The following is a 15,543-nucleotide window of genomic DNA, read 5'->3' as shown; positions in this document are numbered from 1 at the left end:
CCCTTCCTTTGTCAGGTTTTCTCCTTGTCCGACGGCGCCGTCAGGATGCGGCTCGGGCAGGCGTGAATTTCAGCAGGATACGATCCGCAAGCGCGATCGCTTGCGCTCGCTGTTCCGTGATCGAGCTCGACTCCCAGGCAACGCCGCGCAGCGGATGGCCAATGGCGCTGAGATTGCGGTGGATCTGTCCCTCCTCATCGATGAGATCCCCCTCGGGCGTGGCGTCGATGCCAAAGCCGGTGGTATGGGGGCGCACTTCGCCGCTCGCAAGCAGCTGGCGTATGAAGGGATCGGAGATGCGCCGCCAGTCGTGCAACTGGTGACCGCGGCAATCGATGACGCCATCGAACACGTGTCTTTCGATGCCGGTCCGCGTTTTCAGTTTAGCGGCGATGCCCTTCTTGTCGACGGCCAGATCGATGAGCCGCGCCACGCCGTGAGACAGGCGACCTTGCGAAAGAACCCTCTCGACGATCAGGTTGCTCTCCGGAGCGGAGCGATGCGCCGTCACATCCCAGAAGGCTCGGAGGTGCCGGGCAAAGCGCAGCCTTTCCAAGTCCTCCGCCTTTTGCCAGAGAGACAGGATGTGCGGGCGGATGGCAAGCGGCAGGCCTTGCCAGTCACCGCCGCTCGCCGCGATCGCACGTCGTTCGGTCTTAACAAGCGAAAGCAGAGACCGGGCGGTCGAGGGCAGCGGTTTGTCGGCAAGGAAGTCTCGTGCGGCCGCGACGTCCCGCCTGCCTTCGACGAACAGGCCGCGCCGCGATATCACTCTGTAGTGGCCATGGAACCCTCTTGCCTCCATGCTCGCAACGGCGTCGACCATCGAAAGGCTCGCGCCGATGAGCAGGATTTCTTCACAGTCCTTCAGCCTGTCGAGTGCTGCCGCATCCCAGGGATTGACGGCAAAGCGCGGATGGCCGGCAACCTCATGCGTCGGTGGATCCGGCGCAAAAACGCCGAGCGCCAGCACCGCCTCGTCCGCTTCCACGACAAGGCCGTCGCTCGTCGAAACCTGGATCCGATGCGGGGTGGACGACAAAGTTGACGCCGAGGCGCGAATATGGCGCAGGCTCGATCCGAACCGGGCCTCGCCGACGGCACGCTTCAGCTCGTCGCGCACATAGGTTCCGTAAAGGTAACGCGGCGGACTGCTCGAGCCGATATTCTCCGGCGGCTGCCAGCCATTGGCGGCGGGCTTTTCTGAAAGCCATCGGGACAGATGCCCGGGATCATCGACGTAGAGCGAGAAATTGTCGGCCGGTCCGTTTACCAGATGAGCGGGCTCGGTCGTGCTGTAGGCGACACCGCGACCGAGCTCTTCCCGCCGTTCGATGATGGTGATGGCGAGCGGCACTGCCGTTCGATCGAGGAGGTTGAGCGCCGTCAACGCCCCCGCAAAGCCGCCGCCGACGATAATAATGGAATGGTGAGGACGATGGTCTATGCGCATGAAAACTCCTTCCCGCCGGCGGCAGGGGATCAGATTGGAATATGAAAGCTGCGGATGGCGATCGTTGCCTGGCCAATTACTCCGCCGCGACAGCACGCGCCTGGCGTGCCGCGATGCCCGCTTTGACCGGCGGCGCGACATCGCGCCCGTAGGCGACGGTATCCTCGGTCGGATAAAACCCGCGCATCAGGAAGTTGGAAACGCCGGCGTCGTAATAGTCGAGGATCGCCTCGGCGACCTGGTCTGGCGTGCCGACGAGGGCCGTTGAATTGCCGCCCGCTCCGCTTGCCGCGGCAACCTCCGTCCAGAGCCGCTTGTCGAGAACCTTGCCGCGCGTTGCGGCTTCGCGAAGCCGCAACGAACCCACATTGGACGGCAGTTTTTCGCCATTGCCGCCCGGCCGCGCGACCGATTTGACCCGCTCGAGAATGGCGTCAGCCCTTTCCCATGCCTTATCCTCGGTCTCGGCAACGACAATGCGGAAGGCGAGCGTGAAGCGGATGTCATCGGCCCGGCCGAACGGCGCTGCCGCTTCCCGCACCTTGCCGATCGTCTCACGCACGCCGTCCAGCGGCTCGCCCCAGAGCGCATAGATATCGGCGTGCTTTCCCGCCACCTTGAAGGCTGCCTCCGACGAGCCGCCGAAAGAGATCGGGATGCGCGTGCCGTGGACCGGCTTGACCTGCGAAAACGCGCCTTTGAATTTGTAGAACTCACCCTCGTGGTCGAAAGGCGCCTCGTTTTCCCAGACCTTCTTGAGCACGGTCAGATATTCGTCGGTGCGCTCGTAGCGTCGGTCGTGATCGAGAAAATCGCCGTCGCGTTGCTGGTCGGCGTCGGAGCCGCCGGTAATGATATGGACCCAGAGACGGCCGTCGGAAAACTGATCGAGCGTCGCAAGCTGACGGGCAGCCAGTGTCGGCGCCATGAAGCCGGTGCGGTGAGCCAGAAGCGCCCCGATGCGGCTGGTGTGGGAAAAGACATGCGCCGCGATCTGGTTGTTGTCAGGCCAGGTCGAGAATGCACCGATCAGCAACCGGTCTATGCCGGCTCCTTCGGCCGCCCGGGCATGTCTCAGGATATAGTCCTTGTCAATAACGGACCCCTGCGGTGGCACGATATCCGAACCTTCGCGGTTCGAGACATGCCCGATGAATTCCGAAGTCATGAAACAGCCTTTCCCACGAGACGACGGGGCTAGAAGACCCTGCCTTCCTCCAAATGTGTCGTCGTTCCGTTGATGTAATAATCGCCGACCACGCGCGCCTTGTGCAGCAGCGGATTGTGGTTCAGAACCGTGCGGATATTGCGCCAGTGCCGGTCGAGATTGAGATGACGGGACGTGGCCGAACCGCCGCCAAGTTCGAAGACGTTGGTGGCCGCCGCAAGGGCGATCTGCGAGGCGACGATTTGCGTGCGTGCCGTCGTCAAAGCACTTTCGATCAGCGCCGCCTCCAGCCTGTCCGGATCTCCAGCACCGAAGGCCTCGACTGAGCGGTCGAGCGCACGGGCGCTCTCGCGGATCAGCGTGTCGACAGCAAACGAGCCGGCGGCGATCTCGCCCAATATCTTCTGAACGAACGGATCGGCATTGGCGGTTTCGGCCGCACTATGGGCGGCGGAACGCGCCTGCCGCCGCACGTAGTCGGTACCTTCGGCCACGGCGCCTCGGACGGCGCCGGCCATGCAAGCGGCGAGATGGAGCTGGCGCAGCGTCGAGGTGTGGCGCCCGACCAGCGTATTGAGGCCGCGCGTGGAGATTTCGTGCGGCAGCACTTCGACATCCTCGAGCAACACGCCGCCGCTTGCCGTCAGCCGCTGGCCCATCCCATCCCAGTCGTCGAGGATGGTGATGCCCCTCCGGTCGACCGGCAGGAGAAGGCTGACCAGCTGATCCTCGTCATTCCTGGCGCTGAAGGAGGCAAAGTCGGAAAAGGCGGTTCCCGTCGCGTACCACTTGCGGCCGTTGAGCCGGAAGCTTTCGCCTGACTTCGTCAGTCGTGTCGTTACTTCGCCCGGCCGTTTGGTGCCCTGCTCGGTGTGCGCACCGCCAAAGAGCTTGCCGGCAAGCACACGTCCGAGCTGGGTGCGGTCGATGGCCGAATTCGGGTTGAGAAGCAGGCTTTCGGTGAAATTGAAGTGGCTGCGCAGTGCGTGGGCGACATTCGAGTCGGCCGCGCCAAGCGTCATGATCGTCTCAATGTAGTCGACGACGGAGCCCCCCGGTCCGCCGAGCGCGACTGGAATGCGCAGCGCCCCGAGCCCTGCCTCCTTGAACCGACGAAAGGCCTCGAACGGCAGCTCGCGCTCGAGATCGCGCTTTGCCGCTTCTCTGGCAATTTCGGCCGCAAGCTCCGGCACCTTGGCGAGCAGTGCGGCAAGGTCGGTTGCAACAGATGCGGACCCGGCGACTGGCGACAGGGCAGAAGGGGCGGTGTTCGGCATGCGGTGGAAACCTTCTCAGCACCAATTGGAAAGGACCGGCTGGATCCGCGATCTGCGGGTCCAGCCGGGGTTGTCAGGCGACGGCGCGTGTCAATGGCACCACATTGTCGGCGCCCGATGCCGGGCTGCGCGGCACGCGGCCTTCGACCGGGTGGCTCGGATCGTTGAAACCGGGCGTCGAGGGGTGGCCGGTCGCGACCAGCCGATCGACCAGGGCTTCGTCCTCGGCATCGAGCTTGACGCCGAGGGCCTTGACGTAGCTGTCCCAGTGTTCTTCGGTGCGCGGACCGGTGATGGCTGCTGAGATCAGCCTGTTGTTCAGCACCCAAGCCAATGCGAATTCGGTCGGGTTGATGCCCCTGCGGGTCGCGTGTGCTGCGATCTCTTTGGCGATGGCAATCGATTCCGGTCGCCATTCGGTCTCGAGAATACGCTTGTCGCCGCGGCCGGCACGGGTATCGGCGGCCGGTTCTTTGCCAGGCTCGTATTTGCCGGTCAGCACCCCGCGGGCGAGCGGTGAATAGGAGACCACGCCAAGACCGTAATAATGCGCTGCGGGAAGCTGCTCGGCCTCGGCCGTGCGGTTGACGATATTGTAGAGCGGCTGGCTTGCCACCGGACGATCGATGCCGAGCTGATCGGCAAGATGCGAGATCTCGGCGATGCGCCAGCCGCGAAAGTTGGAAACGCCGAAATAACGCAGCTTGCCGGCGCGAATGAGGTCGGCGATGGCACGCAGCGGCTCTTCCAGTGGTGCGTCGAAGACGGCGCGGTGGAAATAGAGAATGTCGATATAGTCGGTGTTGAGGCGGCGCAGCGAATTCTCGACCGTCTCGATTACCCACTTGCGCGAATGGCCGCCAAGGTTTGGCCCCTTGGTGTGGGAATTGACGAACTTTGTCGCCAGTACCCAGTGATCGCGATGCGCCTTGATGCCGCGCCCGACCACCTCTTCCGACTTGCCGTCGTGATAGACGTCGGCGGTATCGATGAAGTTGATCCCCTGTTCGCGCGCCTTGTCGATGATGCGGAAGGCGATGTCATCCGGTGTCGGCCCACCAAACATCATCGTTCCCAAGCTGAGCGGCGAGACTTTCAGCGCGCTGCGTCCGAGGTAGCGATAATCGACCATTTCATTCTCCATTCATTGAGCGTGGTGACAGGCAACGGCGTGGCCGTCGGCGAGTTGGCGAAACGTTGGGTCCTCGGTCCGGCAGATGTCGGTGGCAAGCGGACAACGGGTGTGGAAACGACAGCCGGCCGGCGGATTGTGCGGGCTCGGCAGATCGCCGGTGATGGGAGCCGCCTGCTTGCGGCGGCTCGGGTCGGGAACGGCGGCAAGCAGCGCCTGCGTATAGGGGTGCTTTGCACCGCGCCAGAGATCGCTCGTCGACGCACTTTCAACGATGCGGCCGAGATACATGACGAGGACGCGATCGGCGAAGTAGCGAACGACCGACAGGTCGTGGGAAATGAAGAGGTAGGAAAGCGAGAGTTCGGTCTTCATCTCGACGAGCAGATTGAGGATCTGCGCCTGGATGGAGAGATCGAGCGCCGAAACCGGCTCGTCACAGATCACCAGCTGCGGCTGCAGGATCAGCGCGCGGGCGATGCCGATGCGCTGGCGCTGGCCGCCGGAGAATTCATGCGGGAAGCGATCAAGCGCATCAGCGGGCAGGCCGACATGCTCTGCCATCTGGGCGGCGATTGCTTCGCGCCGCTTGCGGCCGCTGACGCCATGGACAGCGAGCGGCGCCGTCAGGATCGTGCGGATCGTCTGGCGCGGATTGAGCGAGGCGAAGGGATCCTGGAAGATCATTTGAACGCTGCGGCGAATTAACTGCAATTCCTTCGCCGACATCGCCGTGACGTCACGTCCTTGAAAACGGACGCGGCCGGACGAAGGCGTGACGAGGCGCATCAAGGACTTGCCGAGCGTCGACTTGCCGCAGCCGGATTCACCGACCAATGCCACCGTTTCGCCCTCGGCAATCTCAAGCGATACGCCGTCGACGGCTCTCACCGTACCGGCGGCCCCGGGATAATGGGTCGAGAGACTATCGACCGACAGGAGCGACATGGGCTACCTCCGAAAGGACCGGAACATAGGGGCAGGCGACCTGCCGCTCGGCGGAAACCGACAGCAGTTCCGGTACCGCCAAACCACAGGCCGGCCGGGCGACGGGACAGCGCGGGCGGAAGGAACAGCCTTTTTCGCCTGATGCCGAGACGATCGAACCCGGGATTTCGGAAAGCGGACCATCGCTGTAGTGATAGTCGGCCTTCAGTCGCGGAGAGGCGGCAAGCAGCCCGCGGGTGTAAGGATGGTACGGCGCGTCGAACACGGGGCCTGGAAAGCCTTCCTCGATTTTACGTCCGGCATACATGACGACGACACGATCGGCCCATTGCGCCACGATGCCGAGGTCGTGGGTGATGAGGATGACGGCCATGTTCAGTTTGACGCGGAGATTGTCGAGCAGCTGCAGCACTTGCGCCTGGATCGTGACGTCGAGCGCGGTCGTTGCTTCATCGGCAATCAGGAGCTTCGGATTGCAGGCAACGGCAATCGCAATCATCACCCGCTGGCGCATGCCGCCGGAGAGCTGGTGAGGATAGTCATCGATGCGCCTGGCAGGTTCCGGGATACTGACAAGCTCCAGAAGTTCGATCGCCCTGGCGCGGGCATGCCGGCGGCTGAGATCCTCATGGATGCGCAGCACCTCGACGATCTGATCGCCGATTGTCAGCACCGGATTGAGCGATGTCATCGGTTCCTGAAAGATCATTGCGATGTCGCGACCACGAATGCGCCGCAGGTCCCGCTCGCGAAGCGACAGCAGGTCGTGGCCGTCGAAGGCGATTTGACCGCCAGCCCGCGCCTGCCTCGGCAAAAGCCCCATCAGCGCCAATGCCGTGAGGGACTTTCCCGATCCGGATTCGCCGACGATCGCCAGCATCTCGCCGGGATTGGCGGTGAAGCTTACGCCCTTGACGGGTTCGGCCGAGGGAAAGCGAACGGAAAGGTCGCGAACGTCAAGCAAGGCTGCCATCAGCGCTCCTCCGAAAAACGCGGGTTGAGCGCGTCATTGAGGCCGTCGCCGATCAGGTTGAGGGCAAGCACGGTGAAGACGATCGCCAGGCCTGGCAGGGCCGTGAGATACCAAGCGGTGCGGATCACGTCGCGGCCGGCGCCGATCATCGAACCCCAGGAGACGCGATTGGGATCGCCAAGTCCCATGAACGAGAGCGCCGACTCCATCAAGATTGCGCTGGCCACCATGACTGACGATGTGACGATCAGCGGCGGCAGGGCGTTGGGCAGGATTTCCCGAAAGATGATGCGCGCATGGCCAAAGCCGAGGCTGCGCGCGGCAAGCACGTAATCCTTCTCCCGGATCGCGCGGAATTCGGCCCGGGTCAGGCGTGCAACGGTCGGCCAGCTGACGAGGGCGATGGCCACCGTCACCGTTCCGGTGGTCGGCTGAGCGATGGCGACCAGCACGACGAGCAGGACGAAGCTCGGAATAGTCTGGAAGATCTCGACCAACTTGACGAGGATGTCGTCCACCAATCCGCCGAAATAGCCAGCGGCCGCACCGATCAATATCCCGGCCGAAAGCCCGAGCAGTGTCGCGGCGATGCCGACCGTCAGCGAGATGCGGGCCCCATGCAGGATTCCGGCAAGCACGTCACGGCCCATCGAATCCGTACCGAGTGGATAAGCTGCATCCTGGCCTGGCCAGAGAAACGGTCTCGCCACCATTTCCATCGGATCGCCGGGATAGATCAGCGAAGCGAGAAGTGCCGACACGGCAACGACGAGCAGGAAAGCAACGCCGAACAATGCATTCGGATTGGACAGAAAAACCTTGAACTCGCGGCGCAAGCCACGCCAGGCCGTGCCGTGAACGGCGGAAGCGCGCACATCCGGTGCGTGGACGTGAGTCCAGCGCGGTTGGGCTGCCGGTTGGGTTGCGGGGCGTGCGGCCTCTGCCCTTGCCGGCGGCGCGAGATCGATCGTCTCTGCCGCATAGGTTCCAAGTTTATGGCTGTTCATCGACTTGCTCCAATTCGCGGATCGATCCAGGCCTGCAGAAGATCGACAGCCGCATTGGCGACGATCACCATGAAGGACGAAAGCAGCAGGATACCGAGGAGAACGCTGAAGTCGCGCGCCATGACGGCCTCGAAGGCAAGTCGGCCGAGACCCGGCCAGCTATAGACCGTTTCGACGACGACGGCGCCGCCGAGCATGCCGCCGAAGTGCATGCCGGCCATCGTGGTGATCGGGATCAGCGCGTTTCGCAGAATATGGCGTGTGGTCAGGAAAAATGGCGAGACGCCCTTGGCGCGGGCCGTGCGAACGAAATCCTGCGACTTCACTTCCAGCATGGCAGCGCGTGTCAGGCGTGCATAGATGGCCAGATAGAAGAGGGCCAGCGATGTTGCCGGCAGTACCATGTAGCGGGCACGGTCGAGGAGCGCAGGCAGTCCGGTCAGCCGTGAGCCGATGGTGCTATCCCCGCCGCTCGGCAGCCAGCCGAGCTTGACCGAGAACAGCAGGATCAGCATCAGCCCTATCCAGAAGCCTGGGATGGAATAGAAAAGCAGCGAGACGATCGAGATTGCGCGATCGGCAACCCGGCCGGAGAATGTCGCCATCAGCGACCCAAGCAGGAGGCCGACAATGATGGCGATCGCGAGCGCCGCCAGCATCAGCATCAGCGTGCCCGGCAAACGCTGACCGATGAGATCGGCGACCGGCATTCCATAGCGCGGCGAAAAGCCGAGGCTGAAATGCGCGAGATTGTTGAGGTAGTTGGCCAGTTGAACGAGAATCGGATTGTCGAGCCCGAAACGTTCACGCAGTGCGGCCATGGTCTCGACCGTCGCAGATCCCGACTCCGCCGCCATGACATCTGCGGCATCGCCAGGCGCGAGCTTCAGCAGAAAGAAATTCAGGACGACAATGCCCAGCATCGTCGGAACGGCCTGGAGGATCGTCTTTCTGATGGTGCGGCCGAGCCGCCCGTAAGTTGGCATTGTTTTTCCTCGCCGCTTGAGAAGATTTCGGCTTTGCGATGCAATAGTAGTTGACTAAATCGGTGGGTTTTGTCAAATCCGTATTGGTAAATATTTCCAACTTGCCTGCAATTAACGGCGCATCTTGGAATTATTTACTGTCTATAAGTCTCTTTTCGGAATCAAAGATCAAGGATGCTTTCCGGCCGGGTAAAAAACTCTACGAGAGGGCCTGTCGTTGGAAAGTCGAAACAGCAAGGGCCGCCCGGCATCACGCGGCCCGCAGACGAGGGTTGAACCTATGGCAGTATTTCCGGCATCCACGCGCCGCAGCTTTCTCCTGGCTTCCGTCGCACTCGGCGTGACCGCGACAGCCCGCATCCCAGCCCTCGCAGCACCTGCGCGCGGCGGCACGGCAACACTGCTGCTTTCGGCAGAACCGCCGGTGCTGACGACCATCGCCAACACGGCCTTCAATTCGGTCTATGTTTCGCCGAAAGTCATCGAAGGACTGCTGACCTATGACTTCGATCTCAATCCGAAGCCGCTTCTGGCCAAGGAATGGTCGGTCAGCCAGGACGGGCTGGCCTATACCTTCAAGCTGCGCGACGGCGTGAAGTGGCACGACGGCCAGCCGTTCACATCGGCCGATGTCGCCTTCTCCATCAAGACGCTGAAGGAAGTTCACCCGCGCGGCCGCAACACTTTCCTCAATCTGGTGGACGTCCAGACCCCCGATCCGCTGACGGCAGTGTTGACGCTATCCAAGCCGGCGCCCTATTTGATCACGGCGCTTGCGGCGTCCGAAACGCCTATCGTGCCGCGTCACATCTACGAGGGCACCAAGGTGGCCGAAAACCCGGCAAATCTTGCGCCGATCGGCACCGGGGCCTTCAAGTTCAAGGAATGGATCCGCGGCAGCCATATCGTCTACGAGCGTAATTCCGACTATTGGGATCAGCCGCGCCCCTATCTCGATCAGCTTATCGTCCGTTTCATTCCCGATGCAGCAGCACGCTCGATCGCGATTGAGACCGGTGAGATCGATCTTGCGCCCTCCACACCCGTGCCGCTCAGCGACCTGGAACGCTTCAAGTCCCTCCCCGATATCGCTTTCGAGCCGCGCGGTTATCAGTATGCCAATGGTATCAGCCGCATCGAATTCAATCTCGAGCGTCCGTTCTTCAAGGATATCCGCGTGCGGCAGGCCTTTGCCCACGTCATCGATCGGAAAGTCATCCTCAACACCATCAACTACGGCTATGGCAGCGCCATTCCCGGCCCGATCAGTCCCAACCTGACGAAATGGTACGATCCGGATCTGAAAACCTATCCGATCGATCTAGCGGCAGCCGAAAAGCTGCTTGATGAGGCGGGTTACCCGCGCGGCAGCGACGGCATTCGCGCGCGCATCAATCTCGATTATGTGCCGAGCGGAGAAAGCTACCCCCGTGGCTCCGAATATATCCGCCAGGCGCTCGCCAAGGTCGGTATCGACGCGACGGTGCGCAGCCAGGATTTCGCCACCTATACCAAGCGTATCTATACCGATCGCGACTTCGACTTCGCTTTCGAGGGAATGAGCAACCTCTTCGATCCGACCGTCGGCGTACAGCGCCTCTATTGGAGCAAGAACTTCAAGCCCGGCGTTCCCTTCTCGAACGGTTCGGCCTACAGCAATCCCAAGGTCGACGCGCTGCTGGAAGCCGCGGCAATCGAGGTCGATCCGAACAAGCGCGTCGAACAGTGGCGCGAGATCCAGCGGATCCTCGTCGAAGACCTGCCTGCGATCGATATCGTCAGCCAGCCGGAGTTGACCATCTACAACAAGCGCATCGCCGATCACACGGTCGGCGGCGAAGGGGTCTCCAGCAGCCTCGCCTACGCCTATGTGGCAGCATCCTGAGCGACGAGCCAACGATCAAGCGGAGGACAACCATGTCCGTTCAACATCTTCCCGGCTCCATCGTCGGTCTGCCGAAATTCGCCGCCCCGACCGATTTTCCTGAGAGCCCGCTGTCGCAGGCTCTCAAACAGCCGGTTCTTCTCGGTCTCTTCCTGCCGATCCAGGCGGGCGGCTGGACGCAGTCGACGCTCGAACGCTCGACGGACTGGCGGTTCGACTACAACAAGGCCCTTACTCTCAGAGCAGAGGAACTGGGCTTCGATCTTGTCTTTGCCCTGTCGCAATGGCTGCCGAAGGGCGGCTATGGCGGCGTCTTCGACGGCCAGGCGCTCGACAGCTTCGTCTCCACGGCGGCACTTGCGGGCCTGACCAAGAAGATCATGCTGATCTCGACCATGCACGTTCTTTACGGCCCCTGGCATCCCCTGCATCTGGCAAAGTTCGGCGCGACGCTCGACCACATCACCGGCGGGCGCTGGGGTATCAACGTCGTCACCGGCCATCGCGCGGTCGAACACGAGATGTTCGGCTGGCCGCGCATCGAACACGACAAGCGCTACGAACTTGCGGCCGAATTCCTCGAAGTCGTCCAGCGTCTCTGGAGCGACACCGAGAACTTCTCCTTCGAAGGCGAAAGCAGCTGGAAACTTGGCGGCGGCTTCGTGACGCCGAAACCGAATTTCGGCCGTCCGATCCTCGTCAACGCCACCGGTTCGGATGCCGGCATTGCCTTTGCCGGGCGCTACTCCGACATCGTCTTCATCACCAGTCCGACGGGTGCCGACATCGACAGCGCGCTGCAGTCGCTGCCGGCACACACCAAAAGGGTCAAGGACGCTGCGACCGATGTCGGGCGCACCGTGCGCACGCTGCTCAATCCGATGGTCATCTGCCGTCCGACCGAGAAGGAGGCATGGGCCTTCGCTGACCGCATCGTCGCGCATGCCGACCAGCGCTCGCCACAGGGTTTCCAGTCATTGAATTCCGACGCGCAAGCGTGGAAGGGCCGCGATCCGCAGGACGCCTATCGTTTTGTCGGCGGCAATATCAGGGTGATTGGATCGCCCGAGAGCGTCGTCGACCAATTCGTCAAGCTGAAGGCAGCCGGCGTCGACGGTTTGCAACTCAGCTTCTTCGATTTCCGCGACGATCTCGAATTCTTCGGCAGCGAGGTGCTGCCGCTGATGAAACAGGCGGGGCTGCGCCACTGAAAGGGACGATCATGACGAGCAATGCCATTTCGGAAATCTGGTATACCCGCTGCCCGGTGCCGACGCCCGTCGGGCTTGCCGCACAGCTCGGCTATCTCGAGGAGAACTTCCGCAAGGAAGGCGTGACGCTGAGATCGATCATCGACTCGCCCGATCGCAGCATCCGCCAGAGCCATTTCAACCACACGCTCGACTGGTCATTCCGCCATGGCGGCAACGTGCCCCCGATCCGCGCCCGATCGGAAGGCCGCAAAACCCGACTGGTGGGCATTACCTGGACGGATGAGTTCCAGGCGATCATCACGCTGCCGCAGACCGGCATCAAGAGCACTAGGGATCTCAAAGGCCGCCGCTTCGGCATCGCCCGCCGCCCGGAGGGCATTGTCGACTTCATGCGGGCGACCGCGCTGAAGGGCCTCATCTCCGCTCTTTCGCTTGAAGGGCTGGAGCTTGCAGACGTCGAGGTCGTCGACATCGCGCTTGCCGATTCCGTCCTTGCGAGCCAGGAGGGCCCTTCTCTCTTCGGGTTGAAGCGCCGGCAGGCATATGGCGAGGAAATCGCTTCGCTCATTCGCGGCGAGGTGGATGCGATCTACGTCAAGGGAACGGCGGGCATTAACGTTGCCAATCTGGTCGGCGCCGTTCAGGTCGCCGAATTCGGCTTCCATCCCGATCCGAAGATCCGCATCAATTCCGGCTCACCTCGTGTGCTGACCGTGGACGAGCTGCTTGCCGAAGAACGTCCCGATCTGGTTCACCGGCTGCTGGAATCGATCTTCAAGGCCAGCGCCTGGGCTGAAGCGCATCCGGAAGAGACACGTCGTTTCGTCGCCCGCGAAGCCGGCGCGACCGAAGAACAGGTGCTCGCCGCCAATGGTGCGGAGGTTCACCGCCACCTCGGCCTCGGTCTGCAGCCCGAACTGGTCGAGGCCGTCAGCCACTACAAGGATTTCCTGCGCGATTTCGGCTTCCTCGCTGCCGACTTCGATGTTGCCGAGTGGGTCGATCGCCGTCATCTCGAAGCTTTCGCCAAGCGCGCCGTAGCCTGAGAAGAAAGGCGTGTAAGACCATGTTGCAGGAAGCAATCGATCCCGTCGGCAAGGCGCGGCGGCTGGCCATCGACTTTGCCGAGCGCGCGGCCCATTTCGATGCGACGGGGGAGTTTCCCTTCGAAAACTTCACCCATCTCTACGAGGCCGGTCTGCTCGGCCTCGTGACGGCCAGAGAACATGGTGGCCATGGCGGCGGTCTGGTCGAAGCACAGGCCGTCATCAGCGAGATCGCTCGTGGCGAACCCTCGACCGCACTGGTGCTCGCCATGCACTACAACAGTCACTACAGCCTGCGCCGCTTCGGAAACTGGCCGAACCATCTGGCACAGCGGGTCTTGTCGGCAAATCGTCTCGGGCCTGCCCTCATCAACGCCGCTCAGGCCGAACCTCGCATCGGCTCGCCCGCCCATGGAGCGCTTCCCGAAACGGTCGCCAGGCGCGACGGCGACACTTGGCGGATCACCGGTCGCAAGACTTACGTCACGGGTATTCCGATCTTGAGATGGGTATCGCTGCTGGCGCTCACCGATGAGCCGGAGCCACGTCTGGCGTCCTTCCTCGTCCCGACCGACAGTCCCGGCCTGCAGATAGAAAAAACCTGGAACGCGGCCGGCATGCATGCGACGGCCAGCGACGACATCATTCTTGACGATGTCGTCATCCCATTTTCAGATGTGATCGAGGCGCAGCCCGCATCGGAACCGATACGGCGTGAAGAGCATGCGACGGCCTTCTTCTTTTCGCTGATCGGCGCCGTCTATCACGGCGTTGCCTTGTCCGCGCGCGACCGGGTGTTGTCCTTTGCCGCCCGCCATACGCCGGCAAGCCTCGGCGCGCCGATTGCGACGGTGCCCCGCATCCAGGACGGACTGGGCGAGATCGAAGTCCGGCTCGCGACCAGCGCCAGACTGCTCAGATCGCTCGGCGAAGATGTCGATGCCGGCAGGGCCGTCGGCATGGATGGCATGAACGTTCGCCATGTCGTCATCGACAATAGCGTCGCCGTAACGAGCCTGGCCCTCGACCTGGCCGGCAATCCCGGTCTGAACCGCGACTTCCAGCTCGAACGCCAGCATCGCGATGCCATGACCGCCCGCTCGCATGCGCCACAGAACCATATGATCAGAACGATCGCCGCAAAGAATGCCCTTGCACGTTTGGCGGCGACGGGGATCTGACGAAGGCTGGGGATTGCGGCGGTTTCAGCCGTTCGCATGGTTCCCAGCGAACCGCTGCGGAGACCTCGCTTTTGCAAGCTCCCCTGAATTTCACATCAAGCAACTGCGCTCAGCTGCTGAGCCGAGAAATCAACCAGCAATATTGCGATTTCGAAGCCACGGCGCTGAAGCCAATGCGCAACGGTGCGCGCCCGCACCCCAAGCGGGTCGTCGATGAGGACGACGCGCGCACCGCGAACGGCGATGGTGCGGTAGGCGACGCCGAGCAACTGGCCGCCCTCCGACGAAAGCGTCCCGTCGAGATGGCTCTTCTCGAACTCCTCGGGCGTGCGCACATCAAGAAGATAGGTCGTTCGGCCGGGATCGTGCGCCCACTTGCGGGCGGTGGCGACATCGATCTCGGGAAAACGGTCATCGGCGCTCAGTGTCTGGAGATGCGCGCGCGCGAAATCGAGCGCCGCTGGGCTTGCCTCGCCGTAGACACGGCTCCTGCCGGTTTCGAGTTCCAGGCCGGCGCCGGTCCAGGCCTTCGTCCCGTCATGCAGATAGGAGACCTGATTGGCGACCTTCGCGTCGATCAGCGTCTGGGCGCCGAGGATTGCGCGCGGCAAGCCGGCGCAGGAGACGACGACCTTGGTCTTATCCGACGGCACGACGTCCTTGAAGCGCAATAGCAACTCCGCACCCGGCACGCTGACCGCGTCGGGGACATGATCGCGACTGAATTCGGCAACAGTGCGCGTATCGATGACGACGACGTCTTCACCGGCATCGCGCAAGCGCTTCAATTCTTCAACCGAGATGACCGGCGTGTTCCTTTCGTCTCGCACTGCAAGCGAAAAATCGACGCCTGGCGTGTCGAATGTCGGAAGGGAAGCCTCTGCTTTCGCCGTCCAGGCGGGAATGCCGCCATCGAGCGCGAAGACATTCGCCCATCCTGCTTTCCCCAGATTTTCGGCAAGCAGGATAGCGGCGCCATCGCCTCCATCGACAAGAACGGTGCGCACGACGGTGCGCGGGACGAAGCGGCCGATCTCGCTTTCCACAAGTTCGGCCGGCAAATTGGTGGCGAAGAGAGGCGACGCATAGCCGACAGCTGCCGGGTCTCTGATGTCGAACACCGCCAGCTCCTCACCGTCTGCGAGCCAGTTGCGGAATGTGTCTCGGGAGATTGTCTTCTGGGTCACGCTGGACCTCCATCACGCATTGATGTTGATCTTTGAAAGATATTGGGGCGGGTGGAGAGACGTGGACGACGTCTCTCCACCCGCGT

13 protein-coding genes are annotated in these 15,543 nt (G+C 62.5%); 4 read left to right on the top strand and 9 right to left on the bottom strand.

All coding sequences use genetic code 11. From position 1 onward, the window contains the following. Positions 1 to 40: 40 nt before the first annotated feature. From AB8B31_RS26040 to AB8B31_RS26005, 8 genes are all read right to left on the bottom strand, one after another. Positions 41 to 1,453: an FAD/NAD(P)-binding protein gene (locus AB8B31_RS26040; protein ID WP_105008770.1), complete on the bottom strand. Its 1,413-nt coding sequence runs from the start codon at positions 1,451 to 1,453 to the stop codon at positions 41 to 43. A 76-nt stretch (positions 1,454 to 1,529) separates the two neighbouring features. After that, on the bottom strand, positions 1,530 to 2,621 hold the full coding sequence (locus tag AB8B31_RS26035) for an LLM class flavin-dependent oxidoreductase (protein WP_105008769.1): 1,092 nt from the start codon (positions 2,619 to 2,621) through the stop codon (positions 1,530 to 1,532). A gap of 29 nt (positions 2,622 to 2,650) precedes the next feature. Then, complete coding sequence (locus AB8B31_RS26030) at positions 2,651 to 3,898, bottom strand: acyl-CoA dehydrogenase family protein (RefSeq protein ID WP_105008768.1); 1,248 nt, start codon at positions 3,896 to 3,898, stop codon at positions 2,651 to 2,653. Positions 3,899 to 3,971: 73 nt separating this feature from the next. Next, a complete protein-coding gene (locus AB8B31_RS26025; protein WP_105008767.1) occupies positions 3,972 to 5,030 on the bottom strand; it encodes an aldo/keto reductase in 1,059 nt (352 codons plus the stop codon). A 12-nt stretch (positions 5,031 to 5,042) separates the two neighbouring features. After that, positions 5,043 to 5,978 (bottom strand): ABC transporter ATP-binding protein, encoded by a 936-nt coding sequence (locus AB8B31_RS26020; protein WP_105008766.1) that lies wholly within the window; start codon positions 5,976 to 5,978, stop codon positions 5,043 to 5,045. Then, on the bottom strand, positions 5,956 to 6,951 hold the full coding sequence (locus AB8B31_RS26015) for an ABC transporter ATP-binding protein (RefSeq protein WP_105008765.1): 996 nt from the start codon (positions 6,949 to 6,951) through the stop codon (positions 5,956 to 5,958). Before AB8B31_RS26015 ends, AB8B31_RS26020 begins: the two co-directional genes overlap by 23 nt. Next, a complete protein-coding gene (locus AB8B31_RS26010) occupies positions 6,951 to 7,958 on the bottom strand; it encodes an ABC transporter permease (protein WP_105008764.1) in 1,008 nt (335 codons plus the stop codon). Before AB8B31_RS26010 ends, AB8B31_RS26015 begins: the two co-directional genes overlap by 1 nt. After that, on the bottom strand, positions 7,955 to 8,944 hold the full coding sequence (locus tag AB8B31_RS26005; RefSeq protein ID WP_115156489.1) for an ABC transporter permease: 990 nt from the start codon (positions 8,942 to 8,944) through the stop codon (positions 7,955 to 7,957). Before AB8B31_RS26005 ends, AB8B31_RS26010 begins: the two co-directional genes overlap by 4 nt. A 280-nt stretch (positions 8,945 to 9,224) precedes the next feature. Between AB8B31_RS26005 and AB8B31_RS26000 the strand changes: the two genes are divergently transcribed. Genes AB8B31_RS26000 through AB8B31_RS25985 form a run of 4 tightly spaced genes read left to right on the top strand, consistent with a single transcriptional unit; the run spans position 9,225 to position 14,270 of the window. Next, positions 9,225 to 10,829, top strand: a complete 1,605-nt coding sequence (locus AB8B31_RS26000; RefSeq protein ID WP_027690859.1) for an ABC transporter substrate-binding protein — start codon at positions 9,225 to 9,227, stop codon at positions 10,827 to 10,829. A gap of 32 nt (positions 10,830 to 10,861) precedes the next feature. Next, positions 10,862 to 12,040: an LLM class flavin-dependent oxidoreductase gene (locus AB8B31_RS25995; protein WP_027690858.1), complete on the top strand. Its 1,179-nt coding sequence runs from the start codon at positions 10,862 to 10,864 to the stop codon at positions 12,038 to 12,040. Positions 12,041 to 12,051: 11 nt separating this feature from the next. Beyond that, the gene (locus AB8B31_RS25990) at positions 12,052 to 13,089 is read left to right on the top strand and encodes an ABC transporter substrate-binding protein (protein ID WP_115156490.1); all 1,038 of its coding nucleotides are present in this window, start codon (positions 12,052 to 12,054) and stop codon (positions 13,087 to 13,089) included. 20 nt (positions 13,090 to 13,109) lie between these two features. Further along, positions 13,110 to 14,270 (top strand): acyl-CoA dehydrogenase family protein, encoded by a 1,161-nt coding sequence (locus tag AB8B31_RS25985; RefSeq protein WP_105008761.1) that lies wholly within the window; start codon positions 13,110 to 13,112, stop codon positions 14,268 to 14,270. 95 nt (positions 14,271 to 14,365) lie between these two features. Here AB8B31_RS25985 and AB8B31_RS25980 read toward each other — a convergent pair whose 3' ends face one another. Continuing rightward, positions 14,366 to 15,457: a rhodanese-like domain-containing protein gene (locus tag AB8B31_RS25980; RefSeq protein ID WP_115156491.1), complete on the bottom strand. Its 1,092-nt coding sequence runs from the start codon at positions 15,455 to 15,457 to the stop codon at positions 14,366 to 14,368. Between the last annotated feature and the right edge of the window lie 86 nt (positions 15,458 to 15,543).

The sequence above is a fragment of the Rhizobium sp. 62_C5_N11_2 genome, assembly GCF_051811185.1.
GTDB lineage: Bacteria > Pseudomonadota > Alphaproteobacteria > Rhizobiales > Rhizobiaceae > Rhizobium > Rhizobium leguminosarum.
Note: the sequence above shows the minus strand (reverse complement) of the source record. Positions and strands in the feature narration are given on the sequence as shown.

Bases quoted from the DNA above. Each gene is read 5' to 3' on its own strand.
- AB8B31_RS26005 (WP_115156489.1), bottom strand. From the start codon at position 8,944: ATGCCAACTTACGGGCGGCTCGGCCGCACCATCAGAAAGACGATCCTC.
- AB8B31_RS26035 (WP_105008769.1), bottom strand. From the start codon at position 2,621: ATGACTTCGGAATTCATCGGGCATGTCTCGAACCGCGAAGGTTCGGAT.
- AB8B31_RS26030 (WP_105008768.1), bottom strand. From the start codon at position 3,898: ATGCCGAACACCGCCCCTTCTGCCCTGTCGCCAGTCGCCGGGTCCGCA.
- AB8B31_RS26000 (WP_027690859.1), top strand. From the start codon at position 9,225: ATGGCAGTATTTCCGGCATCCACGCGCCGCAGCTTTCTCCTGGCTTCC.
- AB8B31_RS26020 (WP_105008766.1), bottom strand. From the start codon at position 5,978: ATGTCGCTCCTGTCGGTCGATAGTCTCTCGACCCATTATCCCGGGGCC.
- AB8B31_RS25995 (WP_027690858.1), top strand. From the start codon at position 10,862: ATGTCCGTTCAACATCTTCCCGGCTCCATCGTCGGTCTGCCGAAATTC.
- AB8B31_RS26010 (WP_105008764.1), bottom strand. From the start codon at position 7,958: ATGAACAGCCATAAACTTGGAACCTATGCGGCAGAGACGATCGATCTC.
- AB8B31_RS25985 (WP_105008761.1), top strand. From the start codon at position 13,110: ATGTTGCAGGAAGCAATCGATCCCGTCGGCAAGGCGCGGCGGCTGGCC.
- AB8B31_RS26040 (WP_105008770.1), bottom strand. From the start codon at position 1,453: ATGCGCATAGACCATCGTCCTCACCATTCCATTATTATCGTCGGCGGC.
- AB8B31_RS26025 (WP_105008767.1), bottom strand. From the start codon at position 5,030: ATGGTCGATTATCGCTACCTCGGACGCAGCGCGCTGAAAGTCTCGCCG.
- AB8B31_RS25990 (WP_115156490.1), top strand. From the start codon at position 12,052: ATGACGAGCAATGCCATTTCGGAAATCTGGTATACCCGCTGCCCGGTG.
- AB8B31_RS26015 (WP_105008765.1), bottom strand. From the start codon at position 6,951: ATGGCAGCCTTGCTTGACGTTCGCGACCTTTCCGTTCGCTTTCCCTCG.